This window comes from Veillonella sp. VA139 (genome assembly GCF_003992005.1).
In the GTDB taxonomy this organism is placed as follows: Bacteria; Bacillota; Negativicutes; order Veillonellales; family Veillonellaceae; genus F0422.
Window position 1 is genome coordinate 48,313 of sequence record NZ_RQVL01000008.1, and the last position, 18,222, is coordinate 66,534.

An 18,222-nucleotide genomic window follows, 5' to 3' on the forward strand; every position below is an offset into this window, starting at 1 on the left:
TGAATTGCATATATAGTGTGAAGAAAAAGAAAGTATTTCTAAGTAGGAGTTTTTTTGTTTATGTAGAATAATATAGATAGAGAAGGTATACATAGACATTATATTTTGATGCATACACGGTAGTATATAGCTTAGGAGAGTGACATGAGCAAGTTTTTCAATGATGACATAATTGAACAAGTCAAAAATGCCAATGATATTGTATCTGTCATTTCTGAGCATATCCCATTGAAGAAGAAAGGGAAAAACTATTGGGGTTGTTGTCCATTTCATAATGAAAAGACGCCATCCTTTAGTGTGACCCCTGAAAAGGGCTTTTTTTATTGCTTTGGCTGTCGAGAATCGGGGAATGTCATTAGCTTTCTGATGAAATATGATAATTTAACATTCCCCGAAGCCATTGAGCGGTTGGCCAGTCGTGCCAATATTGCTTTGCCAGAACGGACTGTATCGTCAGCTGAGCGGAAACGTATGGCTCGTTTGGAATCTATGTATGAGGTGAATGAACTAGCTACAAATTTCTTTCATAATTGTTTGGTGAAAACAGAATTGGGGAAAGAAGGACTAGACTATTTATTAAGGCGTGGACTATCCATGGAGACCATTACAAAATTTCGCCTAGGGTTTGCCCCCGATGGATGGGATAAGTTATATAGTGCTTTTACGGGTCGAGGTGTGGATTCTAATGTATTGCTAGAATTAGGATTGTGCCGTAAAAATGAGCAAGGCAAGATATACGATTATTTTAGAAAGCGTGTCATGTTTCCCATCATGGATGGAAAGGGACGTGTATTAGGTTTCGGTGGTCGTGTTCTTGACGATAGTAATCCGAAATATTTGAACTCCCCAGAAACGGAAATATTCAATAAAGGGCATCTATTATTTGCCTTTTATCAATCCTATCGCAGTATTCGTGAAAGGAAACAGGCTGTCCTTGTTGAGGGGTATATGGATGTGCTGAGTTGTCATAATGCAGGTATTACGAATGTAGTGGCATCGCTAGGTACAGCCTATACGAAAGACCATGGTCGACTTTTGATGCGTCAAGCAGAAGAAATTGTCCTTGCCTATGATATGGATGGGGCTGGTCGTACGGCAGCGAAACGTGCTATCGAGTTATTGCAAAATACAGAATTTTCTGTTAAGGTAGTATCTATGCCTGATGGAAAGGATCCCGATGATTTTATCAAAAATCATGGTCCTGAAGCGTGGCAAGAATTAGTGGATACATCGCCAAGAGATTTTGAGTTTTTATTAAATGAAAGCTTGAGCAGTCACGATACGAATTCAGTGGAAGGGAAACGGGCTGTTTTATCAGATATATTCCCCTTCATTGCAGGTCATGAAAGTCAAGTGCGACGTGATGAATATTTAAAAGCCTTGGCATTACCTTTATGGTTAGATGTGAGTACCATTATTACTTACTTTAGACAGTTTCTTCGACAAGGAAACATAGAATTAAAACAGCAGGCCGTGAATGTGCCTAAGGAGACTTTCACAGATGAAGAAGAGTTGCTGTACTGGGTAGGTAAGGATAATGATATATATAGCTTGGTGAGCCAATATATAGGGGTGGAAGATTTTACCCATCCTATGTATAGTGCTTATTATGAAAGGATAGGCGAGTTAGTAAACCAGGGGGAAAGTTTATCGGACGTCCTCTTAGAGGAATCTTTAGATGCTGAATCTTGGCATATGTTTGGGAAATGGTCGGTTTTGATGAATCGAGAAATAAATGAGGAATTGTTGCACAGTTTAATTCGAAGTGTACGACTAAAATCCCTTCGCAATCAATATAAGGAGCATAGTCGATTAGCAGACCAATTGAGTCGGGCTAATGATCCTAGGTTTATAGAAGAATTACGAATGTGTCAGGATTTACAAGAATTGATTAAACAGTGGTCTTGATGTAGTGAAAGGAAGAGCACAGTGGCAAAGAAGAAAAAGCAATCGCAAGTGCAAGAGATTATAGCGATTTTATTAGAAACAGCAAAACGAGACGGTGTCATTACGTCAAAACAAATTTCTGATGCACTTTCAGAGCAAGTAGAAGTAACGGCAGAACAGTTAGACAGCATGTATGCAGTATTTAATAATTTAAATATTGAAGTTATTCAAGATGATGAACAAGATTCAGAAAGTGAGCTACCTATGCATGATGATGAATTGTTGGATAAAGATCTTGAAGTGGAAGTTGATGTAGATGTAGATGTAGATGTGGAACATTTAAGCAGTGACATTGATATTACTGAGGAAGATGATGATGAGGAAAAAGAGATTAATCTTGACTTATCTATTCCTGAAGGGATGAACATCGATGACCCAGTACGTATGTACCTAAAAGAAATTGGTCGTGTTCCGTTGTTATCTGGTGATGAAGAAATCATTTTGGCACAACAAATTGAGGCAGGCAATGCAGAAAGTGCTACCTATAAAGAAGTGCGATTAGGAAATAGTGCAAAACAGAAATTGATTGATGCGAACTTGCGTCTTGTAGTTAGTATTGCAAAACGCTATGTAGGTCGTGGCATGTTGTTCTTGGATTTGATACAAGAAGGTAACTTAGGTCTTATTAAAGCAGTTGATAAATTCGACTATACAAAAGGATATAAATTCTCTACCTATGCTACATGGTGGATTCGTCAAGCTATTACGAGAGCTATTGCTGACCAAGCTAGAACGATTCGTATTCCTGTACATATGGTAGAAACGATTAATAAGTTAGTGCGTATTCAACGTCAATTATTACAAGATTTAGGTCGCGAACCGAGCCCAGAAGAAATTGCAGAGGGTATGGGTATTACCGTAGAACGGGTGCGTGAAATTCAAAAAATTTCGCAAGAGCCAGTTTCCTTGGAAACGCCGATTGGGGAAGAAGAAGACTCCCATTTAGGCGACTTCTTAGAAGATAAAGATGCAGTAGCTCCAGATGATGCGGCTAGCTTTATCTTGCTACGTGAGCAAATTGTAGAAGTATTCAGCTGCTTAACAGATCGTGAGCAACAAGTATTGGAATTACGCTTTGGTTTGAAAGATGGCAAACCACGTACATTGGAAGAAGTCGGTCAATTCTTTAATGTAACACGGGAACGGATTCGTCAAATTGAAGGGAAAGCCTTAACGAAGTTGCGTAATCGTGGTAAACGAGATAAAATTAAAGATTTCTTATAATACTTGCCATTTCATCATTGTGTGGTATAATTTATGTATAAATAATCATAAGTTGTGAATATATTATGGGAGGTAATTATGATTAGCATGAAAAAACTAGGCCTTATCCTATGTACGGCTGTTCTTAGTGTAGGTTTACTAGCTGGTTGTGGTAGCGATAAAAAAGAAGCGCAGTTAACACAAACAGCAGGGGTGTTGAAAGTTGGTTCTGAAACCACATTCCCTCCATTTGAATTTGCAGAAGAAAACACGAATAAATACATTGGTTTCGATGTAGATTTAAGTGAAGAAGTAGCAAAACGTTTAGGTTTAAAATTAGAGTTTGTTAGCATGGGCTTCGATGCGTTAATTCCAGCTACACAATCTGGCAATATCGACATGATTGCAGCGGGTATCAATGCTACACCAGAACGTGAAAAAGCGTTGGCATTCTCTGAACCATACTTTAAAGAAGGTGGTTTCATCACTATCGTTCGTAAAGATAATACGGACATCAAAAAAATGGATGACCTTGCGAATAAACGTGTAGGTGTTCAAATTGGTACAGTGCCTGTAGAAATGGCGAAAGCAATCCCTGGTACAGATGTAAAAGAAATGGATTCTAATAGCAATATCTTTATGGCTTTACAAGCGGGTACCATTGATGGTGCTATCATCGACCAAGCTGTAGCTATGTACTACTTGAAACAAGGGGCAGATAAAGATCTTAAACTTGTTGGAGAAGGCACAGATGCTCCTCCATTCGTATTAGGATTCAATAAATCTAACACGGCATTACGTGATAAAGTGAACGAAGCTTTGAAAGCAATGCGTGACGATGGAACGTATCAAAAAATTTACGATAAGTGGTTCGCAAAATAGTTCTGCTATGTAGCCTGTGGTATTCCTAGGCTGATAGGCAAAGGGAAGAGCACGACATATTCCTCCGCAAACTGATACAGTGGTTAGGTTTGCTCCGGAATATGTCGTGCTCTTCTTGCATTTGTCTTATTTTGGGATAAGGAATACCACAAAGGCTACTACTCGTAACGGCTTTGCTCAGGGGGGAGCACACCGTGCTCTTCTTGTGTTTATGTAATTTAGTTAGTAAGGAATGCCATAAAGGCTGTTACGCATAAGGGCCTTGCTCAGGGAGTGGAAGAGCACGACACATTCCGACCTGAACTGATACGGTGGTTAGGTTTGTTCAGGAACATGTTGCGGTCTTCTTGCGTTTGTGTAATTTAGCTACTAAGGGTCGCCACAAGGCTACTACGCATGATTGCGTTCCTCAGAGAGTAGTTTGTGGTGTTTGTTCGGAGCACACCGCGCTCTTCTTGTGTTTGGGCAATTCAGCTAGTAAGGGTTGCCACAAAGGCTACTACTTGTAATGGTGCCGCTCAGGGGATGATGACTGTGTAGTTGCATATATATAAATGTTTCAATATTGCGCAATGCGTGAAAGTCTATTCATACAATACATTAAAGTGCATTGTGTTGACCTAGAAAGGACAAGCATGGTATGATGGGGATGTAAATCAATTCATGATGAGGAGTATTGTTTTGTTATTCGTGGATTGTGCATTGGTAGTATGAATAGGAGGAACTATGAAACGTCGTGTGTTAGTGTTGGCTGTGCTAGGATGTATGTTGGGAACATCTGCTATGGCAGCGAGTCATAATGAAACAGATCGAAGTATAGCCGGGTATGCAATGACTGCTGCTGTGTCCAGCGCGTTAGAAGGAGAGCATAACCCTGATTGGATGAAACGGACTACGGTGAATATGTCTTTTCAAAAGGAGTGGAAGCCGCAATATGAGATGGAAACGATTCAACCATTAACGCATGTAGATAAGGATACGAAGGATGTTGTATTTGTGCAAGGTCGTGTAAGTAATGCATCTGAATTGGGAACGACAGCCAATATTGGAGTTGGTTATCGCCATTTGAATGATGCGAAAACAGCTATGATAGGAGTTAATGCTTTTTATGACCATGCTTTTAGACACCATCATAGCCGCGTGGGTGGTGGTGTAGAATACTTCAATGGGCAACATGAATTGCGTGCTAATGTGTATCATGGCGTATCTGGTGAACGTGAAGTAGATGTGGAAAATCATGTGTTTGAAAAAGTAGTGGATGGATATAATGTGGAATATGCCCATACTTTCAAAGGGGCAGAATGGGCGAAGGTCTATGCCAGTGCCTATCGTTGGGATATGAAACATCGTGAAGATGCGACAGGTTTCTATGTAGGTACGGAATTGCAGTTAACACCAAATATATCTGTAGATATGGGTGTGAATAAAATGAATCATGAGTCTGGCAAAATGTTTGGACGCATTATGTATCGCCTTGGTAAAGCTCCTGTGGCATTGTGGGGTGGTGCTCATTCCTATGGAGTGACCTCATCTGTAGAAGCAAAATTGTTGACGAAAGTGCGCCGTGTGAACAATATTGTGGTGGAACGCTATGGTAAAGAACAGAATCAACCAGCACAATCGGACAAATTACATGTAACGCTTCGTATTGGTTAAGGTGAGGTACAGATATGATGAAGAAAACGGTAGTATCAGCATTAGTAGGTCTTGCCTTAACAGGCACATTTTTGAGTACACAAGCAGCGGTGACGATAGAAAATGAAGTGACTGCTTTTAAAGGAAAAATTCTGAAAGTAGAAGTCCATAATGCGACGACTAAGCAATGGGTGGAAATTCAAGGGGAAACAATGGTTGATAAATTAGGAACAACCATTGAAATAGAGAAGAATGCTTCGGAATTACCAGTAGGTGTTTACGACTTACTTCGGTACGAACATGAGCCATTTACTATGCAAGGACAGGTGACAGTGAAAGGCGCTGGAGATGAATGGAATGGTACCTATAAAGCTGTGAAAGAAAGTAGTAATTTGATAACAAAACCCAAAAATATAAACGATGTATATGGGTATTATTTCGAGAAAGATCGACAAACTGGTGAAGATGTGCAGATTAATCCAGGCATAACAGCACCAAAGGACGATATAACTAAAGAATGGTCAGAAGATATACGGAAAAAATATACGAAGGAATACGTAAAAGAATTAGTTCGTATTGCGGGTAAAAAGGATGCTTTAAGAACTGCTGATGAAAGAAATAAATATAGAAATGACTATTCAGGTATTCCACGTAGTCTTCTATTAGCAGCCATGGGGGCTTTAGGATATTATGACGATAATACGAGAAAGGCTTATGAGGCTAGTGTAATTCATTTCGAAGTGAAAGAAAAAGAAGGTAAAAAATATATCGATGGTTCCTCTGATGTATCTATGAGCTATGATGCTCATGAAGGTCTTTGGTCACATTTAGGTTGGAAAAAAGGTAGCATTCAATCACCATCAGATAAAGCAAGTTATCATCAACCATTACAGGCTGAAAAAACGACGGATGATCATTATAAGGGGAATTATTTTGAATACAAGCATCAGGGTGGCAGTGAAAGGTACGAGTATTTTACAAATGATGAAAATGGGAAGAAATATTTACATTCACCATACAATGATGCAGTAGCTCCAACTGCGGATTCCGGTAAAAGTACTACTGAAGAAGTTGGTTCTGACAATAAATACTCCAAAACACCATCTGTGTTCTAAATTAATCGTCTCTTGTAATGCTATGTAGTTTGTGAATCGTCACTTGTTCTGCTATGCAGCCTGTGGCGTGCTTATTAGCAAAGGGAAGACCGCAACATATTCCTTCTCAAACTGATACAGTAGTTAGGTTTGTTCAGGAACATGTTGCGGTCTTTTTGTGTTTACATAATTTAGCTAGTAAGGGTCGCCACAAGGCTACTACGCATGACTGCATTCCTCAGGGGGAAGGTTATGATGTTTGTTCTGGGGCATGCCAATCTCTTATTTTACTTGAATGATATAGTTAGTAAAGGCACAAAGTTCAATTCCCTTTCATATTCTCTACATTATCTCTTCTCACAAGGGAAAGGGTGCTCTTTATGCCTAATATATAGTATAGAGAAAATGGAATAAAAACAAAAGGTATAAATACTAATAAAGCTAAGAACTAGTATGTAATCTTACATAGTGCGGGCTAGTTTGATGTATTCTCTAATGCGTTCGCAAGAATTGTGAAAGTCTTCTTGTTCGCTTGGGGTTAGGTGTAGTGTTAGGATTTCTTCGATGCCGTTTTTGCCGATGATGGCTGGTACGGAGGCGAAGACGTTGTGCTCGCCGTATTCGCCTTCTAGTTTGCACGATAGAGGGAGTACTTTTTGTTCGTCATGGAAGTAAGCACGAATGATTTCTGTGACGGATGCAGCGATGCCAAATTCAGTGGAACCTTTTCCGATGAGGACGAGGTAGCCACCGTATTTCATTTGTTCTACTAGGGTATCTTCGTCAAAGGTTGGGAAACGGTGAGGAAGTTCTTGTTGTAGTTCTTTCAAAGGTTTGCCAGATACTGTAACGTGAGACCAAGGAACCATAGCGCTGCCACCGTGTTCGCCCATAGCGTAGCAAGATAGGGAACGGCGGTGTACGTAGATTTGTTCTGCTACCAGTCGTTGTAGGCGTGCCGAGTCTAAGGATGTGCCAGAAGAGATAATTTTATGTTTCGGATAGTTTAAGTATTCTTGTACATAAGCCGCTACTACATCAGCTGGGTTGGAAATGCTGACGATGAAACCGTTGAATCCCGAGGCTTTCACACGAGGAAGAAATTCACGCAATACTTCTATGGTGGAGCCTAGTGTATCTAATCGATCTTGTTCTGGGGATGGCAGTGGGCCAGCGGAGATGACGAGAATGTCGCAGTGTCCGATATCTTCAGGTTCGCAAGCGATGGCTTCTACACGATGTGGCAAGTAGCTCACAGCATCGTTGATGTCGGTAGCTTGGGCGATGGCTTTATCTTTGTCGATGTCCACCATGTATAATTGGTCAACTTCGCCTTGGGTAGCGAGGGAAAATGCCACATGGGAGCCCACATGGCCAGTGCCGATGATGGCAACTTTACGTAGTTTTATAGACATATTGTTCCTCCTGTGTTGAATGATGAAAGTAATTAGTAATATGTACTAGGATAAAACTTTAGATGGGTTTAGTCAATACGTCTCTTGTTTTGCTATGTAGCCTGAGGCGCGTTGATTGAATAGGGCAAAGGGAAGAGCGCCACATATTCCTTCTCAAACTGATACAGTGGTTAGGTTTGTTCAGGAACATGTGGCGCTCTTCTGGTGTTTGCGTGATTTAGGCAGTAAGGGAACGCCACAAGGCTACTACACGAAACTGAGTTCCTCGGGGAGCGTAATCAAATTTTTACTTTTGAGATGAGGCTAACGCTAGCAGACGTTGAAGGCTCTTTTGGTGTTTGTGTAATCTTGCTAGTGATAACTGCCGCAAGACTGTTACGCTTAACTGCGTTCCTTAGGGATGATTGGAAACATGTGGCGTTCTTCCGGTGTTTGCGTGATTTAGGTAATATGGGAACGCCACGAAGGTTATTACACAAAGCCGCGTTCCTCAGGTAAAGGTATGTTTTTTGGTTATAGATATACGTTGGTTTTACTAATGGAATTAGGTGTGTAAGTTATGCTACGTGGAAAACTAAAAATATTGCTTGAGTTTCTGAATCAGCATAGCCTATGTGCTTAATTAGTATAATGCATGAGTGTTTGCTTATATATAACGTATGGAAATGTATAGTATAATAGAGTTATGACACGATTAGAACTTGAAAATTTAGCAAATGAACTGAATATTCCAGCTTTGGGTGTGGCGCCTTGGCCGTTACCGTCTGAGGCGTCGGTGCATTTGGATACGCCCTATCCTTGTCCGTTTACGAATGGAAGTATTGAAGAACGATTGCAGGGGTCCACGACTATTGCTTCACCGAAGTCCGCTATTGTCTGTTTGTTTCCTTATTATATGCCTAGGGAAGGAATAACGAATGTAGCTAGGTATTGTTGGGGCGATGATTATCATGTTGTGGTACGTCAGTATTTGGAACGGTTGGTGGCGGTGTTGCGTGAGCGATATCCTGAGGAAATGTACGAGATTCACTGTGATACGTCGCCCTTGGCGGATCGGTATATGGCGTACTTGGCGGGCCTGGGCTTTTATGGGTGGAATCAAACGTTTATCAATCCTACTTGGGGATCCTATACGGTGATTGGAACCATCATGACGACGTTGGAATTGTCTCCTTCTGTACCGCTTGCACAGAGTTGCCTCCAATGTGGGGCTTGTTTGCGTTCCTGTCCTGGTAAGGCCTTACAGGGAGATCACTTAGATTACCGTACCTGTAAAAGTTATCTCACCCAGTGTAAAGGTGAACTTTCAGAGGAAGAAGAGCCGATTATTGGCAAAACGCCCCTCATTTTTGGATGCGATGTATGTCAAGAGGTATGCCCTCACAATCGAGATATTCCGATGACACCTATCCCAGAGTTTCAAACGGTTGAGCCCTATATTGAGGCAGAGGAACTAGAGGGAATGACGAATAAAGAGTTTAAAGCGAAGTACGGCCACAAGGCATGGGCTTGGCGAGGAAAGAAAGTATTGCTCCGCAATGCGGAGATTGTTAGAAAGGAAAGGCATGAAGGAAAGTAAGGCTGTTTCATTATTTTTAATTATACTCTTAGGATTGCTCACAGCGGTAACACCATTGGCGACGGATATGTATTTGCCAGCCTTGCCGATTATGCCTGGAGAACTGGATACATCGGCATCGAATATCCAAATGACCATCGGCATTATGACCATCGGTATTGCAGCGGGACAACTCTTTGCAGGACCTATCAGTGATGTGCTAGGTCGCAAGAAACCACTCATTGTGGGAAATCTACTTTGCGTAGTAGCTACCATTATTTGTGCCTATGCGCCGAACATTGAAGTACTTTTGTTAGGGCGCTTTTTACAAGGTGTGACGGGCTCCTTTGGGTTGGTGGTTTCTAAGGCCATCGCGCGGGACTATGCATCGGGGCCGGCTTTGATTAAGTTGTTGGCATCGTTGATGATGGTCAATGGCTTGGCGCCTGTCATTGCTCCTCTTATTGGAGGACAAATTTTGGTATACGAAACGTGGCGATTCATTTTCGTCGTTTTAGCAGGATTTTCCCTCGTGCTATTGATAGGTTCCGTTCTATTCTGTGAAAGTTTACCAACAGAACAGCGCGTAGCAGGGGGTATTCAAGAGGCCATCAAGAATTATAAAATATTGTTGAAAGGCAAAGCTTTCTTAGGACAATGTGGCATTCAATGTTTTGCTTTTGGGGCGTTCTTCTGTTACATTAGTGGATCTTCCTTTGTGTATCAAAATATATTCGGATTAGATGCGCAACAATTTAGTTATATATTTGGTATCAATAGCTGTGGTATTATTCTATTTAGTATGATTAGCTCTCGTTTGAGTAATGTCATTAAGGATTACCAATTGCTGCACGGTAGCTTGTGTGTGCTATTTCTAGGATCCACTTTGTTTTTAGGAGTCATGGCATTGAATATGCCGTTCCTAGTGGTCACTACGATTTTATTCTTTACCGTAGGCACTGTGTCTTTATTCGGTGCTGCTAGCTTCTCTATGGCCATGGCGGATTATGGACATTTGGCGGGCAGTGCATCTGCATTATTAGGCTTTTTCTCTATGATGTCTGCCGGTATTGTGTCCCCTATTGTGGGGATGGGAGGGTCACATACGGCAATTCCTATGGGGATTACCATGGTGATTTGCTCCTTAGCGGCGTTGCTCTGTTACTATCAATTTGCTCGACCTACCATATAGGGATTTCATTATCATACTAGTACTTACAAATATATAACTTTAGTGCTAGCATGTATGGTAAAAGAGAGACCTACATCGGTATTGGAAAGAATGAGGACACGATTATAGATGTATTTAGGCAGGCTATTCTACATTAGTATATGCTTGGTGGCTAAGCAAGATCTTGCAAGGTGTATAGAGGAAAGGCTTCTTTCAAAAATATAGATAGAAAAGAGGTTCCTTTCATTGACATAAACAGTGCTTGTCCTGTATAATAAGTAAGTCATAGTTTGGGTACGCTCAACTATTGCAAGCCGCATGAAGAGGTCAATAATATTTGGCTTCGGCTAGATAACCGCATTCAGCGAGTACGAATACAAGGAGGTGTCATAATGTACGCAATTATTAAAACTGGTGGTAAACAATATCGTGTTTCCGAAGGCGATGTAATCACTATTGAAAAATTGGATGTAGCAGCTGAAGGAACTGTTTCTTTTGACGAAGTTGTAACTGTAGTTAAAGACGGTGATGTTAAGGTTGGTACACCACTTGTGGACGGTGCAAAAGTTACTGGTACAGTACTTGAACATGGTAAAGCGAAAAAGATTTTGGTTTTCAAATACAAAGCGAAATCCAACTATCGTCGTCGTCAAGGCCATCGCCAACCATTCACTAAAGTTCGCATCGAAAAAATCGAGGCGTAAGTATCATGACTCACATTGATGTGAAACGCAATGGGGTAGGACAAATTATAGAATGTCATTTTCAAGGTCATGCTGGTGCAGCTCCCTATGGAGAAGATATTGTATGTGCCGCTATATCCATGCTTTCACAAACATCGATTTTAGGACTTCATGAAGTGGCTCAGCAAGCCATGGAGTACCAAATGGAAGATGGTGAGTTACATATCCTGCTTTCAGAACCAATCAATGAAAGTGGACAAGCTATATTAGAAACCATGCTTCTTGGTATCAAGAATGTGGCAGATCAATATAGTGATTTTGTTAGAGTGAGTGAACAATAGGAGATGAACTACATGTTAATCAATATCCAATTACAACTATTCGCATCTAAAAAAGGTGCTTCCAGTACAAAAAATGGTCGTGATTCCGAGTCCAAACGTCTTGGAGTTAAATGCCATGACGGTTCTACTGTAAAAAGTGGTAACATCCTAGTTCGTCAACGTGGTACACATTTCCATCCAGGCACTAACGTAGGTATCGGCAAAGATGATACTTTGTTTGCATTGGTTCCTGGTCGTGTAGCATTTGAACGTGCTGGTCGTTATAACCGTAAAGTTTCTGTATACCCTGTAGAAGCTTAATCATAACACATATGAAAGGTCACTAGATAGCAATATCTGGTGGCCTTTTTTGTTTGTTTAGTATAGGATTTTGCCGTTATTACAAATAGGACAACAAGATTTTGTAAAATGATGTTATATCACATATGCAGTTTAAGGTTATAGATTGTAAAAGGACATGACGGTTTCAGAGTGAACAAATGAATAGATGTATATTTCTGTTTATGCATACATAGTATTAGTATTTGCTTTCATAATGCACACTAATTTTATATACATTGATTCATAAGTGGAGTATAATAAAAGAAAGACTATATCTAATAAAATCGGTATAGCGCTTATGTTAAGACAAAGCCTAGAAAGATGTAGGCTATCATAGATCTACTAAGTCAGTAGAAAAGGAGTTTACTATGTATGATGTACACTCTTCCAAGGCGGAAGAATTTATTAATCATGAAGAGATTCTAGCCACTTTACAATATGCAGAAGAAAACAAGGAAAATCGTCCTTTGTTGGATGCCATATTAGAGAAGGCGAAAACTCGTGTGGGGTTGAACCACCGTGAGGCGATGGTACTGTTAGAATGTCCCTTGCCAGAATATAAGGAGAAATTATTTGCTTTAGCAAAAGAGATTAAACAAGCCATTTATGGCAATCGTATCGTACTCTTTGCTCCTTTATATTTATCTAACCATTGCATCAATGGTTGTGTTTATTGCCCATACCATGCGAAAAATAAGACCATCACTCGTAAGAAATTGAACCAAGATCAAGTTCGTGAAGAAGTGATGGCACTAGAAGCGATGGGGCATAAACGGATTGTTATCGAATCTGGCGAACATCCATTGGAAAACCCATTGGAATATATTTTGGAATGTATTGATACGATTTACTCCATCAAAAAAGATAATGGAGAAATTCGTCGTGTCAATGTGAATATTGCGGCGTGTGAAGTAGAAGACTATCGAAAATTACATGAGGCAGGTATTGGTACGTACACATTGTTCCAAGAAACATACAATAAAGAAAACTATGAGGCTCTTCATCCAACAGGTCCTAAGAGCGATTATGCATACCATACAACGGCCATGGACCGTGCTATGGAAGCAGGTATTGATGACGTGGGCATTGGCGTGCTCTATGGATTGGAACACTACAAATATGACTTCGTAGGCTTGTTGATGCATGCGGAACATTTAGAAGCAAAGTTTGGGGTAGGTCCGCATACCATCAGTGTACCTCGGATTTGCCCTGCTGATGATATCGATGTAGATGATTTCAGCAATGCTGTACCAGACGATATTTTTGAAAAAATCGTAGCTTTGATTCGTGTGTCTGCGCCGTATGCAGGTATGATTATGTCTACTCGTGAAAGTCAATCCATGCGGGAGCGTGGGTTAGCCTTGGGTATTTCTCAAATTTCAGGAGGGTCTCGTACATCCGTTGGTGGCTACGTAGAAGAAGAACCAGAAGAAGAAAATTCTGCTCAATTTGATACGAGTGACCGCCGTTCCTTGGATGAGATTGTAGAGTGGTTGTTAGAATTAGGATATGTGCCAAGTTTCTGTACAGCTTGCTATCGTGAAGGACGTACTGGTGACCGATTCATGGCGCTTGCCAAGAGTGGACAGATTTCCAACTGTTGCCAACCGAATGCGTTGATGACATTGAAAGAATATTTACTAGACTATGCTGATGAGGAAACAAAAGCTGTTGGTGCGGCTGTTATCGATGTGCAATTAGACTCTATTAAAAATGATCTAGTGAAAGAAAAATCGAAAGCCTATATAGCGCAAATGGAAGAGGGAGAACGTGACTTCCGATTCTAGTCAAAACTTAGTGCATAGGGTATAATATTTAATATATAGTGTTTATATATTGAAGTTATAAACAGAAGATTGTGGGAGGACAGAATGGAACAAAAAGAGATGGTTGTTGTCGTTGACTTTGGTGGTCAATATAATCAACTGATCGCGCGTCGTGTACGTGAAAACAATGTGTATTGTGAGGTATATCCATACAATAAAGCATTAGAAAAAATTAAAGGATTGCAACCAAAAGGGATCATCTTCACAGGTGGACCTGCTAGCGTATACGAAGAGAATGCTCCAAAAATGGAAGCGGAAGTATTTGAACTTGGTATTCCAGTGTTGGGTATGTGCTATGGTATGCAGTTTATGGCACACACTTTGGGCGGCCATGTAACATCTGCAGAAACTCGTGAATTTGGTAAAACTCCAACTCGTGTAGATGTGTCCTCACCATTGTTTAAAGGGCTTTCTGAAGAAGAAGTTGTTTGGATGAGTCATGTAGATTATGTGGCAAAAGTACCAGAAGGCTTCAAAATCGTAGCTCATACAAAAGATTGTCCAGTAGCAGCGATGCAAAACGAAGAGCGCCGTTTATATGCTATGCAATACCATGCAGAAGTGTTGCATACAGAACACGGCAAAGAAATGTTGCACAACTTCTTGTATGAAGTATGTGGATGCACAGGCCAATGGACGATGGCAAACTATGCAAAAACTGCTATTAAAGAGATTCGCAATACAGTAGGGGATGGCAAAGTATTATTGGCATTGTCTGGCGGTGTAGATAGCTCTGTAGCGGCAGCGTTAATCTCTAAAGCCGTAGGAGACCAATTAACTTGTATCTTCGTTGACCATGGTTTGATGCGTAAAAACGAAGGCGACGAAGTAGAAGCGGCATTCAAAGGTTCTGGTATGCACTTCATTCGTGTGGATGCAGAAGAACGTTTCTTAACAAAATTAGCGGGTCTTGAAGATCCAGAAGCAAAACGCAAAGCTATTGGTGAAGAATTTATCCGTGTCTTCGAAGATGAAGGTCGCAAAATTGGTTCCGTTGATTACTTAGCACAAGGTACGATCTACCCAGATGTGATCGAGTCTGGTACTGGCGAAGCAGAAGTCATTAAATCTCACCACAATGTAGGTGGTTTACCTGCAGTAGTGGATTTCAAAGGTTTAATCGAACCACTTCGCAACTTGTTCAAAGATGAAGTTCGTCAATTAGGTGCTGAACTTGGTTTAGCGGATTACCTAGTATGGCGTCAACCATTCCCAGGACCAGGTCTTGCGATCCGTGTCATGGGGGAAGTGACAAAAGATAAACTGGACGTATTGCGTGATGCGGATTACATCTTCCGGGATGAAATCGCAAAAGCTGGTTTAGATCGTTCTATTAACCAATACTTCGCGGTGTTAACAAGCACACGTACAGTAGGTGTTATGGGTGACTTCCGTACCTATGATTACACATTAGCATTACGTGGTGTCACAACAACTGACTTTATGACAGCTGATTGGGCTCGTATCCCTTACGATGTATTGGATACGATCTCCCGCCGCATCGTGAACGAAGTAAACCACATTAACCGTATCGTGTACGACATTACAAGCAAACCACCAGCAACTATCGAGTGGGAATAAAATACATATACTGAAAGCCAGCAGAATTTAGGTTTTGCTGGCTTTTTTATTTATAATCTCCTTAAAGTATGTTACAATTAATAGAATACGGAATTCTTTATAAGGAGAGGTTCGATGAAATTATTTTCTTCATTAGGAAGAGATTTAGGAATAGATATTGGTACCTTTCACACGCATATTTTTGTGGAAGGTCGAGGGGTGGTTGTATCGGAACCATCCATTGTGGCAACGGACGCGAAACAAGAGAACATTGTTACTATTGGCGAAGATGCGCAACGCTTGCTATTGCGCAATCCGGAAACATTAGCCCCTATGAGTCCTTTGAAAGAGGGCTTTATTGTGGACTACAGAATTGTATTGTCCATGTTAAAGTATTTTATGAACAAAGCGTCCAAGGCGGTTCGTAGATCTCGTGTCGTCATGGCAGTGCCTTGTGGGATTACCGATGTAGAGCGAAGAGCCATGACGGATGCCATCATTCAGGCGGGTGCTCGGGAAGCGTATTTGCTGGAAAGTCCAGTAGCAGCAGCGATTGGTGCAGGACTTCCTATTTTTGAGGCTCGTGGTAGTATGGCTGTCGATATCGGTGGCAGTACTACGGATGTAGCTATTGTATCGATGGGTGGTAAAGTAGCGAGCCGCACATCACGGATTGGTGGTAATGAATTAAACGAAGCCATTTACCATTATATACGCAATGAGTTTTCTATTATGGTATCCGATGAAACAGTGGAAGACATTAAGCAAACGCTTGGTTGTGCCATCGCTCCATCTATCGAAGGGGAATACACTATCGTAGGTCGTCACTCTGAAACGGGACTCACCAAACGCTGTATGATTCGTAAAAGTGAAGTCTATGAAATTTTGCGACAACCTATTGCAGATATGGTGGCGGTTATACGCAGTATTTTGGAAAAAACACCACCTGAATTAGTGGCAGATATTATGGAAAGTGGTATGCTTCTTACAGGTGGAACATCTTTGCTAGAAGGGTTAGATCGCCACATCCAAGAGGAACTAGGTATTCCTGTACGCATTGCAGATACACCAGGTGATACGGTGGCACTTGGTTTAGGCAGATCTGCTGCGGATGTACAACGCTTAGAGCGATTATTAGTGGCTAGTAAATTACGAAAGGGGCGATCTTAATGCAACAATCTGAACGAAAATGGTTGACTATGATCGTAATCCTTTGTGCCATATTAGGAATTTTTGGGTACGTGTGGAAACAAAGAACGCAAGTACCAGTGGTAACGGTAACTTTAGAGAACTTAATGGCACCTTTTACTTATGGAGCTAGTCGTTTCTTATCTGGTCTACATACGGGGATAGCCGTTATAGATAATGGCATCTTGCGCGTGAAAGACATGTCAGACATAGAGGAACGCAATGCAGAACTAGAACAAAAACAAGTAGCTTATGATGAATTGGTAGCAGAGAATATTCGTTTACGCCAATTGTTACAATTTAAAGGAGAACAACCTCAATTTGCGTTGTTAGCGGCGTCTGTGGTGACGCGTGATAGAGGCGCCTGGACAGATACTTTCACCATTAGCAGAGGCAGCGCAGATGGAGTAGCGCCGAATATGGCGGTCATTGCTCCGCGTGGTGTGGTAGGTTTCGTGTCTGATGTGTATGAACATTCGGCACGGGTCCAAACTATCCTTGATCCACGGTCTGCGACGGGAGTTATCGTCCAACGCCCAGAATCAAGAATTGCATCCATTTTGAAAGGTAATGGCAATCGCCCTATGGAACCACAAATGGTGAATATCGCTTTAAATGGTGACGTTCTGAAAGGTGATACCATCGTAACGTCTGGGTTTGGTGGTATCTATCCAAAAGGATTATTATTGGGCCATGTGAAAGACATTGTTACCGATGAAGAAGGATTTGTGAAACATGCTGTCATTGAGCCTACAGTGGACTTTCAAAGTTTAGAAGAAGTATTCGTAATTGTATCATCATCCATTGCACGACCAGAAGCACCAAAATTAGAGCCGAAATTGATTCCTCGTACACAGCGAGATCAAGTAGAAGGGGCTAAAGGGACGGTGCAACAATGAAACGATGTGCTTGGACATTCATGGTATTAGGCGTTATTATTATCCAATCCTTAGTGGTGCCTAGATGGTTTTCCTATTCGTGGGCACCTCATCTATTACTAGATATTGCGTTGGTAGTGACCATATTGAAAGGTCGGTCTCATGGCATGATGTTAGCCGTTGTAGGTGGTATTGTTCAAGACGTGATGATCGGCAACTATTTTGGGTTACATGTGGTATCCTATACGATGGGAAGTTATATGTTAGGCTCTATGCAAGGTACTGTATATGAAGAACAATGGTACGCCACAGCTTGGTGGACAGGGGTAGGAGCAACCTTAGTCATGGCTCTACAAATGGGCTTATTATGGATTGTACAAGAACCGATTATCATGACTACCTACATTTGGAATCATGGCATTCCTTCGATAGGGATTGATGCCTTAATAGGCATTGTGGTGCATAAACTAGTATGGCGCTGGGAAGAAAAGGATGAATACATGTGGTAGAAAGGAGAGGC

At 41.1% G+C, this 18,222-nt stretch carries 16 protein-coding genes; 15 read left to right on the forward strand and 1 reads right to left on the reverse strand.

What is annotated here, in order from left to right:
- Positions 1-144: 144 nt before the first annotated feature.
- The 5 genes from dnaG (at position 145) to EO125_RS04400 (ending at position 6,782) form a co-directional block, all read left to right on the forward strand.
- On the forward strand, positions 145-1,908 hold the full coding sequence (gene dnaG, locus EO125_RS04380; RefSeq protein ID WP_127147831.1) for a DNA primase: 1,764 nt from the start codon (positions 145-147) through the stop codon (positions 1,906-1,908).
- A 21-nt stretch (positions 1,909-1,929) separates the two neighbouring features.
- A complete protein-coding gene (rpoD, locus tag EO125_RS04385) occupies positions 1,930-3,171 on the forward strand; it encodes an RNA polymerase sigma factor RpoD (RefSeq protein ID WP_127147832.1) in 1,242 nt (413 codons plus the stop codon).
- Between the two features lie 78 nt (positions 3,172-3,249).
- Positions 3,250-4,032 carry a basic amino acid ABC transporter substrate-binding protein gene (locus EO125_RS04390; RefSeq protein ID WP_127147833.1) on the forward strand — a complete coding sequence of 261 codons (783 nt, stop codon included), beginning with the start codon at positions 3,250-3,252 and terminating at the stop codon, positions 4,030-4,032.
- A 726-nt stretch (positions 4,033-4,758) separates the two neighbouring features.
- The gene (locus EO125_RS04395) at positions 4,759-5,688 is read left to right on the forward strand and encodes an inverse autotransporter beta domain-containing protein (protein WP_127147834.1); all 930 of its coding nucleotides are present in this window, start codon (positions 4,759-4,761) and stop codon (positions 5,686-5,688) included.
- A gap of 14 nt (positions 5,689-5,702) precedes the next feature.
- Positions 5,703-6,782: a hypothetical protein gene (locus tag EO125_RS04400; protein ID WP_127147835.1), complete on the forward strand. Its 1,080-nt coding sequence runs from the start codon at positions 5,703-5,705 to the stop codon at positions 6,780-6,782.
- Between the two features lie 440 nt (positions 6,783-7,222).
- Here EO125_RS04400 and EO125_RS04405 read toward each other — a convergent pair whose 3' ends face one another.
- Entirely contained in the window at positions 7,223-8,170 is a 948-nt protein-coding gene (locus tag EO125_RS04405) for an L-lactate dehydrogenase (protein ID WP_127147860.1), read from the reverse strand.
- Between the two features lie 691 nt (positions 8,171-8,861).
- On the opposite strand from EO125_RS04405, the gene EO125_RS04410 reads away from it, so the two are divergent.
- The 10 genes from EO125_RS04410 to mreD all read left to right on the forward strand — a co-directional run bounded on the left by EO125_RS04410 (position 8,862) and on the right by mreD (position 18,211).
- On the forward strand, positions 8,862-9,755 hold the full coding sequence (locus EO125_RS04410) for an epoxyqueuosine reductase (protein ID WP_127147836.1): 894 nt from the start codon (positions 8,862-8,864) through the stop codon (positions 9,753-9,755).
- Positions 9,742-10,926 (forward strand): multidrug effflux MFS transporter, encoded by a 1,185-nt coding sequence (locus tag EO125_RS04415; protein WP_127147837.1) that lies wholly within the window; start codon positions 9,742-9,744, stop codon positions 10,924-10,926. The genes EO125_RS04410 and EO125_RS04415 overlap by 14 nt, the downstream gene beginning before the upstream one ends.
- A gap of 371 nt (positions 10,927-11,297) precedes the next feature.
- Positions 11,298-11,609 (forward strand): 50S ribosomal protein L21, encoded by a 312-nt coding sequence (rplU, locus tag EO125_RS04420; RefSeq protein ID WP_009352881.1) that lies wholly within the window; start codon positions 11,298-11,300, stop codon positions 11,607-11,609.
- Positions 11,610-11,614: 5 nt separating this feature from the next.
- Positions 11,615-11,929, forward strand: coding sequence for a ribosomal-processing cysteine protease Prp (locus EO125_RS04425; protein ID WP_127147838.1), 315 nt, complete (start codon positions 11,615-11,617; stop codon positions 11,927-11,929).
- Positions 11,930-11,941: 12 nt separating this feature from the next.
- The gene (gene rpmA, locus EO125_RS04430) at positions 11,942-12,229 is read left to right on the forward strand and encodes a 50S ribosomal protein L27 (RefSeq protein WP_127147839.1); all 288 of its coding nucleotides are present in this window, start codon (positions 11,942-11,944) and stop codon (positions 12,227-12,229) included.
- Positions 12,230-12,618: 389 nt separating this feature from the next.
- Positions 12,619-14,037 (forward strand): [FeFe] hydrogenase H-cluster radical SAM maturase HydG, encoded by a 1,419-nt coding sequence (hydG, locus tag EO125_RS04435; RefSeq protein WP_127147840.1) that lies wholly within the window; start codon positions 12,619-12,621, stop codon positions 14,035-14,037.
- 84 nt (positions 14,038-14,121) lie between these two features.
- Positions 14,122-15,657, forward strand: a complete 1,536-nt coding sequence (gene guaA / locus EO125_RS04440) for a glutamine-hydrolyzing GMP synthase (RefSeq protein ID WP_127147841.1) — start codon at positions 14,122-14,124, stop codon at positions 15,655-15,657.
- A 114-nt stretch (positions 15,658-15,771) separates the two neighbouring features.
- Complete coding sequence (locus EO125_RS04445; protein ID WP_127147842.1) at positions 15,772-16,806, forward strand: rod shape-determining protein; 1,035 nt, start codon at positions 15,772-15,774, stop codon at positions 16,804-16,806.
- On the forward strand, positions 16,806-17,723 hold the full coding sequence (mreC, locus tag EO125_RS04450) for a rod shape-determining protein MreC (RefSeq protein WP_127147843.1): 918 nt from the start codon (positions 16,806-16,808) through the stop codon (positions 17,721-17,723). Before EO125_RS04445 ends, mreC begins: the two co-directional genes overlap by 1 nt.
- Positions 17,720-18,211 carry a rod shape-determining protein MreD gene (mreD, locus tag EO125_RS04455; RefSeq protein ID WP_127147844.1) on the forward strand — a complete coding sequence of 164 codons (492 nt, stop codon included), beginning with the start codon at positions 17,720-17,722 and terminating at the stop codon, positions 18,209-18,211. The genes mreC and mreD overlap by 4 nt, the downstream gene beginning before the upstream one ends.
- Positions 18,212-18,222 lie beyond the last annotated feature (11 nt).

Excerpts from the sequence above, each read along its gene's own strand:
- dnaG (WP_127147831.1), top strand. The coding sequence starts at position 145 with ATGAGCAAGTTTTTCAATGATGACATAATTGAACAAGTCAAAAATGCC.
- EO125_RS04390 (WP_127147833.1), top strand. The coding sequence starts at position 3,250 with ATGATTAGCATGAAAAAACTAGGCCTTATCCTATGTACGGCTGTTCTT.
- EO125_RS04395 (WP_127147834.1), top strand. The coding sequence starts at position 4,759 with ATGAAACGTCGTGTGTTAGTGTTGGCTGTGCTAGGATGTATGTTGGGA.
- EO125_RS04400 (WP_127147835.1), top strand. The coding sequence starts at position 5,703 with ATGATGAAGAAAACGGTAGTATCAGCATTAGTAGGTCTTGCCTTAACA.
- EO125_RS04410 (WP_127147836.1), top strand. The coding sequence starts at position 8,862 with ATGACACGATTAGAACTTGAAAATTTAGCAAATGAACTGAATATTCCA.
- EO125_RS04415 (WP_127147837.1), top strand. The coding sequence starts at position 9,742 with ATGAAGGAAAGTAAGGCTGTTTCATTATTTTTAATTATACTCTTAGGA.
- rplU (WP_009352881.1), top strand. The coding sequence starts at position 11,298 with ATGTACGCAATTATTAAAACTGGTGGTAAACAATATCGTGTTTCCGAA.
- EO125_RS04425 (WP_127147838.1), top strand. The coding sequence starts at position 11,615 with ATGACTCACATTGATGTGAAACGCAATGGGGTAGGACAAATTATAGAA.
- rpmA (WP_127147839.1), top strand. The coding sequence starts at position 11,942 with ATGTTAATCAATATCCAATTACAACTATTCGCATCTAAAAAAGGTGCT.
- hydG (WP_127147840.1), top strand. The coding sequence starts at position 12,619 with ATGTATGATGTACACTCTTCCAAGGCGGAAGAATTTATTAATCATGAA.
- guaA (WP_127147841.1), top strand. The coding sequence starts at position 14,122 with ATGGAACAAAAAGAGATGGTTGTTGTCGTTGACTTTGGTGGTCAATAT.
- EO125_RS04445 (WP_127147842.1), top strand. The coding sequence starts at position 15,772 with ATGAAATTATTTTCTTCATTAGGAAGAGATTTAGGAATAGATATTGGT.
- mreC (WP_127147843.1), top strand. The coding sequence starts at position 16,806 with ATGCAACAATCTGAACGAAAATGGTTGACTATGATCGTAATCCTTTGT.
- mreD (WP_127147844.1), top strand. The coding sequence starts at position 17,720 with ATGAAACGATGTGCTTGGACATTCATGGTATTAGGCGTTATTATTATC.